The organism is Micromonospora polyrhachis (assembly GCF_014203835.1).
Lineage (GTDB): Bacteria > Actinomycetota > Actinomycetes > Mycobacteriales > Micromonosporaceae > Micromonospora_H > Micromonospora_H polyrhachis.
In genome coordinates this window covers 1,117,946-1,130,189 of the sequence record NZ_JACHJW010000001.1, presented here as the reverse complement: position 1 = coordinate 1,130,189, position 12,244 = coordinate 1,117,946, and the positions used below count along the sequence as shown (strand labels likewise).

Here is a 12,244-nt window from a genome sequence, read left to right as displayed (position 1 = left end):
CGAGGGTGGTCAAACTCGAGACGTGACCGTGCAGGTGAGGGCAGGATGCTCTCCTGTCCCGGGCGCTCGTGAGCACCGGTTCGGCCGCCTGGCCCGGTCGGACAGCGCCGGCAAGGACTTCTCGGTGCCTCACGGGTCCTATGACGACAGTCGTAGGATCCGGGAGTGGACGATTTGCATGGCGCGGATCATCGAACTCCGATATCCGTGACCGACTGGGCGCGGCTGTCCGTCAGCTACTGCCAGTACGAGGTGTCCACCGTGCCGGGCGTATCCGGCGTGGAGATCTACACCCTCGGCGACAACCTGCTGCACGTCGGCGGGTCGAGTCAGTTCACCGGGTTCTGCGGCATACACACCGGCTGGATCGAGGCACGCGTCCGTGTCTTGCCCGGACCTCCCACGGAGGTCGACGTCGACTGGGACGCGATCAGCGAGGCTACTCTCTGGAGTCCCAGTGGCCGGCTGTCGGTCACCGGCCTGATGGGCGGCACCGCGGCGGCTCTCACCGATGTCGCGGTCCCGCGCGGGCTGATCCGCGTGCGGGTGCACGCGCGCGACCGCCTGCACGAAACCGTACGCACCGACGACGACCCGCCCGAGCGGCACGAGCTGCACATCTGGGCGGTGTCCGAGGAGACACCATGGCGTACCGTGCTGGCCGACCCGGGGGGCCGCGACTGGGAGCAGAAACCGGCGAAGGCCGCCGAGTGGGCGATGCTGTCGCTGGTGCCGCGCCCGTCGGGCCGCCCGGCCATCCTGCCGCCGCTGCCACCTGACCCGTACGAGGACGACAGCGGGCTGTCCCGGGTGGCGGTGATTCGCCACCGGCCCGCGCCGGTCGAGGTCTCGATGGGAGTGTTGCCCGTCGGCGACTTGGAGGTCCGGCTGGAGCGGGTCGACGGTGAGACTCTCGGCTGGTCGTGGGCCACCGCCGACGAGCCGATCTTCCCTGATCCGTTGGCCACACTCCCGGACGACGAGTCGAGTACCGTACGGCTGACGTCCGGCCCCGACGGCTTCACGCTGCGGCACGAGGGAATGCTGGGCCGGCACGCCTTCGCTCTCGGCCTGATCTGGGACCATCTGCTCGACACCGCCGGGTCGTATCCGTGGCTGGAGACGTTGCGTAAGCAGGCCGCCGAGGCGACCGCGCTGGCCGAGAAGAGCCGCCGCCTGCGGGCCGAACGCGACGCCGAGCGGTGGGGAGGCACTCCGCCGTCGGATCGTGTCCGAGGGCTCCTCAGCCAGGCACAGTCCCTTGCCCGGATCGATCGCCCGCTGCTCGACCGCATCGACGCGCTGCCCGCCGTCCGCCAGCGGAAGGCAGCCTGCTGGGCGGCCCGTCGCGCGATGCGGGTAGCCGGGCTAGAGCAGATCGGGTGGATCGCCGGCGCGCTCGCCGCCGCCGAGGCCAACCGCCCACTGCCCCGATCCTTCACCGAGCAGAGCGGCAGCGCCGCTTTCCACCGGCTCTTGTCCGATCCCGAGGTGCCGCACACCACCGTCCCACTTCGCCTGGGCCCAAGAGCGTTCGGACCACGCGGCGTCACCGAGATGCTCCAGCAGGCCGTCGCGTTCCCCGCCCTGATCGCCCTGGCACATGACAGTCCGCTGGTCGCCGCGATCGACGCCGTCTACAACGCGGCAATCGCCCACGGCGACGACCGCGACCGTTTTCTCGTCGACGCCCACACCGCCCTGCGGTGAGCCTCCGATTGGGCGTCGACCTGCTCTACCGCGCGCTGGTCCAGCACCGTGTCGAGGTCGACGCCCACCCACAACATCCAGGCCTCCTGCGGGAATGACGTCCTCGGCGTCGGTGGCGCAGCCGAGGATCACCTCAGCGCCGGGCCAGCGCCAGCACACTCAGACCGAACATCAGGACTCCCAGGGGGAGGTGGATCGACGGAACGTGCGCGATGCCCAGCACAACCTGGCCCGAGGCGAGTACGAGGAATCCTGACGCGTACCAGACAGGCCGGGGCGAGCCGCCGCCCGGCTTCCACGCCAGCACCGCCGCGAGCACGTACAGCATCGACGCCCCGTACATCACACGGGCTCCGACGCTGTGCAGCGTCTCTCCGTAGGTCGAGGTCAACAGCAGTCCGGCGGAGACGGCCTGAAGGAAGATGGTCAGGGTCTGTAGTGCGATCGCGATCCGCAGGAACGAGGAACTGCGTCGTGGATTGGCCGTCACCTGGGTGGCCATGTCACATCTCCTTTTCCGCCCTTGGGCAGTAGGTCGATAAGGTCTCACCAGTCCGACGACGCGGGCCTGCGAAAGGTAAGGCGAGGGGGCGGCCGGAAGCATGGGGACTGTCGCGACCAGCCCGGATGGGACAGTCGGCGAGCGACGCCAACTGATCAATGTTGCTTACCGGTTGCTCGGTTCCCTGACCGAGGCCGAGGACGCCGTACAGGATGCCTACGCACGCTGGTACGGGCTGCCGCGAAGCCAGCAGGAGGAGATCCTGTCCCCCGGTGCCTGGCTGACGACGGTGACCAGCCGGATCTGCCTGGACCTGCTCGGCTCGGCGCGGGCCCGCCGGGAACGCTATGTCGGCGTGTGGCTGCCCGAGCCGCTGCCCGACCGTACCGAGTGGGACCACGCAGGCAGCGTCGATCCCACCGGCTGGGCAGACCCCGCCGACCAGATCGTCCTGAACGAGTCGGTGGCCATGGCCTTCCTCGTCGTCCTGGAGTCGATGACGCCCGCCGAGCGGGTGGCGTTCGTCCTGCACGAGGTCTTCCGGTACCCCTTCGCCGAGGTCGCCGGCATTCTCGGCCGGACCCCTGCGGCCTGCAAGCAGCTCGCGGCCTCCGCCCGGCGGCGGGTGCGTGCCGCGCGGGCTCCGGTGGCGGCGACCGGCCAGGCCGACGTGGTGCGGCACGTCAAGGAGGCATGGGAGACCAAGGACATCGCAGCCCTCGTCGACCTTCTCGACCCGGCCGCCGTGATGACCGCCGATGGCGGCGGCATGGTCGGCACCGTCCTGCGTCCGGTCGAGGGTGGCGCGCGTATCGGCCAGTACATGGTCGCCATTGCCGATATGGCTCCGGGGCTCGAACTCCTGGAGCGGTCGGTCAACGGTGTGCCGGGCCTGGTGGCCCAGCGTGCCGGCGTCGTCGTGACCGTGGCCTCGTTCGACGTCGCCGGCGGGCGCGTCACGCGGATCTGGGCGGTCCGTAACCCGGAGAAGCTGCGTCCGTGGGCGGGGGAGGGCTAAGTCAGCGCCCGTTCGCCGAGGTGCCTACGGCAGTCCCAGAATTGCTGGTAGCTGAGCAGCAGCGTGTCGGTCGTGACGGTGACGGTGACGGGTGCGTGGTCGGCCATCGGGTGCACGCGTCCCTGGCGGTCAGCTCACTCTGGCCGGGCGAACCGGTCGACCAGGAGGGCCAACCGCTGCTCGTGTTGCTCCCGCCGTAGCCGGCCGCTTCGCATCAGCGTGACGAGGCCGTGCAGCCCGCTCCAGAAGGTCTCGGTGAACGCCTCCAGGTCGTCGTTGCCGGCGAAGGGGCGCAGGGTCTCGGCCAGTTCGGCGAAGGCCCGGGCCAGGTCGACCGGTACGTCCCGGCTGGCGAAGGGCAGCTCGACGGCCAGGTTGAACATCGCGTCGTAGAGGGCGGGCCGCCGTTCGGCGAACGCGGCGTACGCCGTGGCGATGCCGGCCACCGCCTGCCGCGGGTCGGTCGCGGCGGCCCGGGCGGCGGCGAGTTCGTCAGCCAGGTCGCCGCAGCCTTCTACGGCGACCGCCGCCATGATGGCGTCCTTGCCCTTGAAGTGGCTGTAGAGGACGGGTTGGCTGTACTCGATCTCGGCGGCGAGCCGACGGGTGGTGACCGCGTCCCAGCCCTCCGACTCGGCCAGCTCGCGGGCTGCGGCGACGATTGCTCGCTCTCGTTCCGCCCGCTCACGCTCCCGCCGCGCCTGAATTGACATGGCGTGACTCTAGCACTGCTAGCCAACCTGTCGTGGCTATGCTAGCTTCGCTCCCGAACCTAGCAGCGCTAGAACTGGAGTCGAACATGCTCAGCGTCGTCGCCTACGGGCTCGCCGTCGTCCTCAGCCTCTTCTGTGTCTTCATCGGAGCCCGGTTCCTTCTGGTGCCCCGGGCCTCGGCCGCCGGCTACGGCGTCCCGGCCAAACCGGACGGGGACCCCGCCTACCTCACGATCAAGGGCCTGCGCGACCTTAGCTATGGCCTGCTCGGGCTCGCGCTGATCGCTTTCACCACCGCCGACGCGGTCGCGTGGTACATGCTGATCGTCGCGCTCAACCCGTTGGGAGACACCGTCGTCGTGCTGCGACACGGCGGCACGAAGGCCGTCGCCTTCGGCATCCACTTCGCCACCGCAGTGGTCGTCCTGCTCGACGCCGTCCTGCTGTTCGCCCTCTAGCCCGAACCGACGACTGGAGTTACCGATGTCCCTGATCACGCCCGACTTCGACCGATCCGTCATCGTCCGTGACGCGGACGCCGAGGTGGTGGGACGCGCCCCGACCACGATCCGGCTGCTCGCCGACAGCAGTGCCACCGGTGGGGCACTCTCCACCCAGCGGGTCACGCTGACCGGCGGCGCGGACGGTGCCCGGCCGCACCACCACGCCAACTCGGCCGAACTGTTCTACCTGCTGGACGGCACCGCGCAACTGCTCTCCGGTGAACAGGTCGTCACCGCCGGGCGCGGCGACCTGGTGATCGTGCCGCCCGGCGTGGCGCACGCGTTTGCCGCCGCCCCGGGCGAGAACGCCGACATCCTCATCGTCATCACCCCCGGCGTTGAACGGTTCGAGTACTTCCGGCACCTGGAGCGGATCGCCTACGGCAAGGTGCCGCCGGAGAGCCTGCTGGAGGTGCAGGAGTTGTACGACACGTACTTTCGGGGCAGCCCAGCCTGGGATGCCGCCCGTCGTTGACTGGCGACCATATCGGCGGGGAACGTCCGCCACAGCCACTGGGCCTGTTCGTGACAGCGACGGACCGAACCTGACGGCTCGGCATGGGGTGTAACGGCGACACTTGTTGTCCGTTGGTAGGTTGCGCTCATGGGTCACGTCCGAGCGGCGCTCTACCTCGACTTCGACAACGTCTTCGGCGGGCTCTACAAGCTGGACCCGGAGGTGGCGGTCCAGTTCGCAAGCGATCCGGGAGCGTGGCTGCGGCGGTTGGCGACGATGCCGACGACAGACGCGCCGCGCCGCTGGTTGCTCCTACGGTGCTACCTCAATCCCGCCGGCTGGGTTTATCACTCGGACCCGGCTGGGGAGCAGACACGGTTGTTCTTCTCCAAGTTCCGGCCCTGGTTCGTCCGTGCCGGCTTCGAGGTGATCGACTGCCCCCGCTACAGCGGGACGAAGAACGCAGCCGACATCAGGATCGTCGTCGATGCCGTCGACGCTCTGTCCGTCGACACCCGTTACGACGAGTTCGTCATCGCATCTGGTGACTCCGACATGACCCCGCTACTGCAAAGGCTGCGCCGCTCTGACCGACGAACCATGATCGTGTCACCGGCTGACGCGGCAGAGGCCTTTACCGCGATCGCTGACCAGGTACTTGACAGCCATCAGTTGCTGGCACTGGTCCAGGGCGAGTCGGTCGATCTCGACGGGGATGCGGACAACGAGGTGGACGCCGAGTTCGACGAACGTGTCGTCCACGCCGCTGCAGCGGGCCAGAGTGAGGCGTACGACGCGTTCCGGGCGGTCGTCACCCGCGAATACAACGAGGCGTTGGAGCCCTTGAACATGGCTTCGCTCGCGTCCCGGCTGCGGACTCAGTTGGGTCGTTCGGTGAGCGACAGCAATTGGTTTGGTTTCGGCAGTTTCGCCCGCGCCATGGTAAGCCTGGACTTGCCGAACCTTCAGATGTCGCAACACCTGTTGTGGGATACCAGCCGCCACCTGGCCCCCGAGCCCGCCGCCACCCTGCCCCAACGCAGCGCGCTTCCCGAGCCCATCGAGCGCCTGGCTGACCAGCTTGACCTGCCGCGGCTGCCCCAGTCGTGGTGGCCGGCGATCTACCAGACGCTATCGGACTATGCCCATTCCCACCGGTTCAACCTGACCCAGTGCACTGGCTGGTCCCGAGACCAGCTTCGGGATCAGGGACTGCCCGTCAGCCGCGGTGCCGTCGGGTTCGTCGTGCGCGGGGCGTCCTTCGGCGGGTGCCCCTTGCATCGCCAGCCACCGCCGACCCGAGTAGAGATCGGTGAGGCCTTCGCCAGTAACGTCCTCAGCCGTGCCGAGGCCGCGGAGATGACGTTCTCCGACGACGAGATCACGACGATTCGGACCTGGCTGGGTGCGTTCTCCGACAGTGAGCCCCCGTTCGCGTCCTGAGCGGCGGTCGGACAGGGGTGCCGGGACGCGTCGCGCCAGTCCGGGTCCGGGTTCGCTCGGCCCCGTGGTCTGCCATCGCGTCGTATAGAGCATTTCGAAGTCGTCCTCGACGTTCACGAGGCTGTGTAACTCGGCTAGCTTTGAACACCGGAACAACCCGTTTCCGCTGCTCGTGCCGGCTTCAACCGGCACGAGCAGCGGAGGCGGCGAGGCCGTACTACGCGACGGCGGTTCCCTCGAGTTCGACCATCTGGCCGGGGATCGCCAGTCGTGTCACGCCGAGCATCGTGGTGGTCGGTGCCACCCCGGCGGCACCCAACCGCGACGCGAGCACGTGGTAGTGCGGGAACAGTAGGTCGACGTCGGTGGTGTAGACGTTGAGCCGGACGAGGTTCGCGAGGGACATGCCAGCCTCGCCGAGCACGGCCTCCAGGTTGTCGAGGCTCAGCGCCAACTGTGCCGCCATGTCGCCGTCATGCTGGGGCTTGCCGTCGCCACTCATCGCGGTCTGTCCGGAGCAGTACAGGGTCCGGCTATGCCCGGAGACGATCTCACCCTGGTTGAATCCCATCTCCACCGACCATGCTGTCGGGTTGACTGCCGTTCGTTGCATCGCCATATCAGCTCCATTCGATCAATCGAGCGTGCGGACGTCGATCGGCTCGGTAGCCGCCATCCTTGACGTCGTGTTGATCAGCCTTCCAACGAATCACGACATCCTGTGTCGTGTATTTCGATAAGGTTCTCGGATGCGTGCTGACCGGTTGGTTTCGCTGGTGCTACTGCTCCGCCAGCGTGGCCGGTTGACTGCGGACACGCTGGCCCGTGAGCTGGAGGTGTCCACTCGCACGGTGCTCCGCGACATCGAGGCGCTGTCCACAGCCGGTGTTCCGGTCTACGCCGAACGCGGTCGGCACGGCGGTTTCGCATTGTTGCCCGGTTTTCAGACCGAACTCACCGGACTGAACCACGACGAAGCGCTCGCCCTGCTGGTCGCCGGATCGCGGAGCGGCGCGCGGGCATTCGGTCTCGGCTCGGCGCTCGCTTCGGCCATGCGCAAGGTGGTCGAGGCGCTGCCCGAAAGCTATCGGGCCACCGCAGCCGGCGCGGCCCAGCGATTGCTCATCGACCCGGAGATCGACCTCCTCTCGCGCCGGCTGGCCGCCGAGGAGGTGCCCGACACCATAATGGCCGAGGTGCGAAGCGCGGTGCTCGCCGGACACAAGCTGCGCATCCACTACGCGGCTGTGAACCAGACCCCGAAGTGGCGCACGGTGGACCCGATCGGCCTGGTCACGGTACGCGACCAGGGCTACTTGCTGGCCACGAGATCGGGCGCGGACCGCACCTACCGGCTGTCCCGGCTCGTGGCCGCCAAGGAACTCGCCGAACCCGCACAGCGACCAGACCGGGTCGATCTGGACCGGGCCTGGCAGGAACGCAGCACACAGTTTCGGACCGGCGGCGACGACCAAGTCACCGTGCTGGTACGGGTGAACCCGGCGCGGCGGGGAGACCTGGTGGGCACCGCGCTGGCCGTACTCGCCGAAGAAACCGACGCAGACGGCTGGCTGCGGCTGGAGGTCACCTTCCAGGATTCGCGACACGCCGAATGGGCGCTGTGGCAGCTCGCCACGAACGCGGAAGCCCTGGCGCCCCAGTGGCTGCGCACCTCCCTGCGTAACCGCGCCGCCGCGATCGCCACCCGCTACGGACTGCCATCCTGAGAGCGGTCGCCCTCTGCGGGCCGCCACCGACGTGCTGCAAACCGTTCGTGGATGAGATCGACGGCGGGGCGGTGGGACCGTTAGGGCGGCGTTTTCAGTGCCTGGTGTGATCCTCGCCGGTTGCAGGGGAGCGTACTGGGCGGGGGAACCTCGCGACGTGCGGCGCCGACGAACCGCTCGGTGTGGGCGATAGCTCGGCGGACGCCCACCGTCACCGCGACCGGCCTGTGCCTGACCGCGCCCAGCCCGAACGGCAAAGGCGTATCACAGCGCCAGGTTCAGCGCTGCCGTTGCCGGCCGCCGGTCGCGCAGGACGCGACCCATCGGTCACCCCTGGGCGCGAGGCGGTTGCCGTGCCGGTGGCACCCAGGAAGTTGTTAGGCTAGTGCCGCGCGGCGAGAGACCGCGATGAGGACGCGAGGGAGCGATCATGGTGACGGGGGACGACGACATCTCGGGGTGAGCGGCCCCGCCGCCTACCGGCCTGCACCGCCGGCGGCCTGTCTTGTCGTAGCCCTGTCTGCCTGACCGGGGTGTCTGTTGCGTCCCCGGCTTTCTCCCCAAGGGTTTCTCCCGATGTCTGACGTCTGCATTGTGTGTACGAACCTGTCCTTTTCCTGGCCGGACGACACTCCGGTCTTCCGGGATCTGTCCTTTACCGTGCCGCCCGGCCGTACGGGCCTGGTCGCCTCGAACGGCGCCGGCAAGACGACCCTGCTCCGCCTGATCGCGGGCGACCTCACTCCGACGGGTGGCAGCGTGACGGTCGAGGGTGTCCTCGGCTACCTGCCGCAGGACCTGCCGTTGGCCGGTGACCTGACCGTTGCGCAGGTGCTCGGGATCGATGCGGTACTGGCGGCACTGCGCGCCATCGAGGCGGGTGACGCGGCGGAGGAGCACTTCACGGCTGTCGGCGACGACTGGGACGTGGAGGAGCGTAGCCGCGCCGAACTCGACCGGCTGGGCCTCGGTGACGTGGCGTTGGAGCGCCACCTGCACACGCTCAGCGGCGGGCAGGTGGTGTCCCTCGGCCTGGCGGCGCAGCTGCTCAGGCGTCCGGATGTGCTGCTGCTGGATGAACCGACCAACAACCTCGACATCGACGCACGGCACCGGCTGTACGAGGTACTGGAGGGCTGGTCCGGGTGTCTGCTGGTGGTCAGCCATGATCGGGCCCTGCTGGACCGGATGGACCGGGTCGCCGAACTCGACCGTGTCGAGGTGCGCCTGTTCGGCGGGAACTTCACCGCGTACGAGGAGGCGGTGCGTGCGGCACGTGAGGCGGCGGAGCGGACCGTGCGCAGCGCCGAGCAGGATGTGAAGCGGGAGAAGCGGGAGATGCAGCAGGCCCGCGAGCGAGCCGAACGCCGCGCCAGCAACGCGGCCCGCAACCTCGGCAACGCCGGCCTGGCCCGCATCGTCGCCGGTGGGCTCAAGCGCAGCGCCCAGGAGTCGGCCGGCAGGGCACAGCAGGCACACGCCGACCGGGTCGGCAAGGCCCAGGCCCGGCTCGACGAGGCCAGTCGGACACTGCGCGACGACCAGGCCCTGACCCTGGACCTGCCCGACACCAGCGTCCCCGCCGGCCGTACGGTGGTTGCCGGCGAGCGGATGCAGGTCCACCACGGCGACCGGGCCGTCTTCGCCACCGACGGTGTCGACCTGACCATCCGGGGACCCGAGCGGATCGCGCTGACCGGCCCCAACGGTGCCGGGAAGTCCACCCTGCTGCGCCTGTTGCAGGGTGACCTCGCCCCGGACGCCGGGCAGGTGCACCGCGCCGACGGCCGCGTCGCGTACCTGTCGCAACGCCTGGACCTGCTGGATCTCGACCGGACGGTGGCGGAGAACTTCGCCGCGTACGCTCCCGACCGGCCGCCGGCGCAACGGATGAACCTGCTCGCCCGGTTCCTGTTCCGCGGTGTCCGGGCCCATCTCCCGGCCGGTGTGCTCTCCGGCGGCGAACGGCTGCGCGCCACCCTCGCCTGTGTCCTCTACGCCCAACCGGCACCCCACCTGCTGCTGCTCGACGAACCCACCAACAACCTCGACCTGGTCAGCGTGGGCCAACTGGAAAGCGCCCTTACCGCCTATCGGGGTGCGTTCGTGGTGGTCAGCCACGATGAACGGTTCCTCACCGATATCGGTGTGCAGCGGTGGCTCCGCCTCGACGGCGGTCACCTGCGTGAGATTCCCGCACCCGACCACGCCTGAACCACCGACTCCGTCCCGCTCTGGGCCAGCGGCCGGCACGGCCGGTGGCCCGGAGCACCCCGAGGTGACCCTCCATGCCCGAAGCACTGCTCGCTCACGACCTCGTCCGTACCCTCGGCGGCCGCCGCGTGCTGGATGGGGTCTCCCTCACCGCAGCCCCCGGTCGCCGTATCGGCCTGATCGGCGAGAACGGCACCGGCAAATCCACCCTGCTCCGGCTGCTCGCCGGTGCGGACGAACCGGACGCCGGCACCGTCGTCCGTCCAGCAGACCTTGGCTACCTGCCGCAGGAAGCTCTCTACGACCCGACCGCGACCGTGGCACAGGTGCGCGACGACGCCCTGCGCGAGGCCCGGTCCGTCCTCGCCACCCTCGATCGGCTCGCCGACCAACTCGCCCGCACCGCCGAGGACACACCCGACCACGAACGGCTGCTCGCCGAGTACGGTGACCTGCTCGACCGTGCCCAGGACATCGATGCCTGGGACGCCGAGCGACACGCTGGCCTGGTCCTCGCGGCACTCGGCCTCGGTGATGTGGCACCGGAACGGGCGCTCGCCGCGCTCTCCGGCGGCCAGCGCGGCCGCCTTGCGCTCGCCGCCCTGCTCATCCGCCTCCCCTCGGCGCTGCTGCTCGACGAGCCCACCAACCACCTCGACGACGCCGCAGCGGCCTTTCTCGAACAGCAGTTGCGCGACCTGCCCGGAACCGTCGTCGTAGCCAGCCACGATCGGGCCTTCCTCGACGCGGTCTGTACCGACCTGATCGACCTCGACCCCGCCGTCGCCGGCCCGGTCCGCTTCGGCGGTACCTACCGCGACTATGTGGAGCACCAGCGCAACGAGCGGGAGCGCTGGTACCGACGTCATGCCGAACAGCAGGAGGAACTGGCCGAGCTACGCAGGCAGATCGCGGTGACCGCGCACGAGGTCGCGCCGGGGCGCGACCGGCGCGACAACGAGAAGATGGGATACGGCCACACCGCCGGCCGGGTGCAGAACCAGATCGCCCGACGGGTACGCGCCGCCAGCCGCCGGCTCGACGAACTCGAACGCACCGCCGTCCCGTCGCCACCCGAACCGCTGCGGTTTCGTCCCACCGTGCTCGCCGCCACCACCAGCACCAGCATGCTCGCCGCCACCGTGCTCGCCGCCACCACCAGCACCATTTCGACCGCCGCCACCGACGCGCCCGTCGTCAGCCTGCGTCAGGTGCGGATACCCGGCCGACTCACCCTCGACCGTCTCGACCTCACCGCCACCGACCGGCTACTGGTCACTGGGGCCAACGGTGCGGGCAAGTCCACGCTCCTCGCCGTCCTCGCCGGCCGGCTCGAGCCGGCCGGTCAGATCCGGCGTCGCCCCGATCTACGCATCGGCACATTGACGCAGGACACGGTGTTCGACCGGCTCGCGCGCACCGGTGAGGAAATCTACGCCGACGTGCTGGGACATCCGCGTGCCGACGCGGTACCGCTGGACGACCTCGGCCTGCTCACCGCCCACGACGCGCGTCGACCGATCGGCGAGCTGTCGGTCGGCCAGCGGCGCCGGCTCGCCCTGGCCCTGCTGGTGGCCGACCCACCCGACCTGCTGCTGCTCGACGAGCCCACCAACCACCTCTCGCCCCGACTCTGCGACGAGTTGGAGGACGCCCTTGGCGGCAGCCCCGGCGCGGTGGTGGTAGCCAGCCATGACCGCTGGCTGCGTTCCAGGTGGCCCGGCCGCGAGATCCAGCTACGCGGCACCTGAACATGTGCCCACCAGGATCTGAACCCGCTTTGGGTCTGCCCGTGAGCGGCCTATCGGTCCCGATCTGGGCGGTGTAGATCCCCGCACCGGCGTTCTTGAGGAAGGTGCTGCCTGCGGCGTAGCTACGCGTTCTGTGGGGGAGTTCGCTACGTTCCGGCGTGACCCGGGGGTGGTGCTGTCCCCACCCCCAATCGACGGGCTCGCAC

General features: G+C 69.4%; 11 protein-coding genes. 8 read left to right on the top strand and 3 right to left on the bottom strand.

Features of this window, described 5'->3' with window-relative positions:
• Nucleotides 1–165: 165 nt before the first annotated feature.
• Complete coding sequence (locus FHR38_RS04330) at nt 166–1,710, top strand: hypothetical protein (protein WP_184532984.1); 1,545 nt, start codon at nt 166–168, stop codon at nt 1,708–1,710.
• 133 nt (nt 1,711–1,843) lie between these two features.
• On the opposite strand, the gene FHR38_RS04325 is transcribed toward FHR38_RS04330, so the two are convergent.
• Nucleotides 1,844–2,212: a hypothetical protein gene (locus FHR38_RS04325; protein ID WP_184532982.1), complete on the bottom strand. Its 369-nt coding sequence runs from the start codon at nt 2,210–2,212 to the stop codon at nt 1,844–1,846.
• A gap of 100 nt (nt 2,213–2,312) precedes the next feature.
• Between FHR38_RS04325 and sigJ the strand changes: the two genes are divergently transcribed.
• A complete protein-coding gene (gene sigJ / locus FHR38_RS04320; protein ID WP_184532980.1) occupies nt 2,313–3,230 on the top strand; it encodes an RNA polymerase sigma factor SigJ in 918 nt (305 codons plus the stop codon).
• Between the two features lie 134 nt (nt 3,231–3,364).
• Here sigJ and FHR38_RS04315 read toward each other — a convergent pair whose 3' ends face one another.
• Nucleotides 3,365–3,943 carry a TetR/AcrR family transcriptional regulator gene (locus FHR38_RS04315; protein ID WP_184532979.1) on the bottom strand — a complete coding sequence of 193 codons (579 nt, stop codon included), beginning with the start codon at nt 3,941–3,943 and terminating at the stop codon, nt 3,365–3,367.
• A gap of 86 nt (nt 3,944–4,029) precedes the next feature.
• Here FHR38_RS04315 and FHR38_RS04310 point away from each other — a divergent pair, with 86 nt between their 5' ends.
• The 3 genes from FHR38_RS04310 to FHR38_RS04300 all read left to right on the top strand — a co-directional run bounded on the left by FHR38_RS04310 (nt 4,030) and on the right by FHR38_RS04300 (nt 6,346).
• Nucleotides 4,030–4,401, top strand: coding sequence for a DUF4267 domain-containing protein (locus FHR38_RS04310; protein ID WP_184532978.1), 372 nt, complete (start codon nt 4,030–4,032; stop codon nt 4,399–4,401).
• A 25-nt stretch (nt 4,402–4,426) separates the two neighbouring features.
• Nucleotides 4,427–4,921, top strand: coding sequence for a cupin domain-containing protein (locus FHR38_RS04305; protein ID WP_184532977.1), 495 nt, complete (start codon nt 4,427–4,429; stop codon nt 4,919–4,921).
• Nucleotides 4,922–5,050: 129 nt separating this feature from the next.
• Nucleotides 5,051–6,346 carry an NYN domain-containing protein gene (locus tag FHR38_RS04300; RefSeq protein ID WP_184532976.1) on the top strand — a complete coding sequence of 432 codons (1,296 nt, stop codon included), beginning with the start codon at nt 5,051–5,053 and terminating at the stop codon, nt 6,344–6,346.
• 217 nt (nt 6,347–6,563) lie between these two features.
• Here FHR38_RS04300 and FHR38_RS04295 read toward each other — a convergent pair whose 3' ends face one another.
• On the bottom strand, nt 6,564–6,965 hold the full coding sequence (locus tag FHR38_RS04295) for a RidA family protein (protein ID WP_246446297.1): 402 nt from the start codon (nt 6,963–6,965) through the stop codon (nt 6,564–6,566).
• Nucleotides 6,966–7,095: 130 nt separating this feature from the next.
• Here FHR38_RS04295 and FHR38_RS04290 point away from each other — a divergent pair, with 130 nt between their 5' ends.
• The 3 genes from FHR38_RS04290 (at nt 7,096) to FHR38_RS04280 (ending at nt 12,038) form a co-directional block, all read left to right on the top strand.
• Nucleotides 7,096–8,073, top strand: a complete 978-nt coding sequence (locus tag FHR38_RS04290) for a helix-turn-helix transcriptional regulator (protein ID WP_184532973.1) — start codon at nt 7,096–7,098, stop codon at nt 8,071–8,073.
• A 576-nt stretch (nt 8,074–8,649) separates the two neighbouring features.
• Nucleotides 8,650–10,287, top strand: a complete 1,638-nt coding sequence (gene abc-f / locus FHR38_RS04285; protein WP_184532971.1) for a ribosomal protection-like ABC-F family protein — start codon at nt 8,650–8,652, stop codon at nt 10,285–10,287.
• Between the two features lie 74 nt (nt 10,288–10,361).
• Nucleotides 10,362–12,038 carry an ABC-F family ATP-binding cassette domain-containing protein gene (locus FHR38_RS04280; RefSeq protein WP_184532969.1) on the top strand — a complete coding sequence of 559 codons (1,677 nt, stop codon included), beginning with the start codon at nt 10,362–10,364 and terminating at the stop codon, nt 12,036–12,038.
• Nucleotides 12,039–12,244 lie beyond the last annotated feature (206 nt).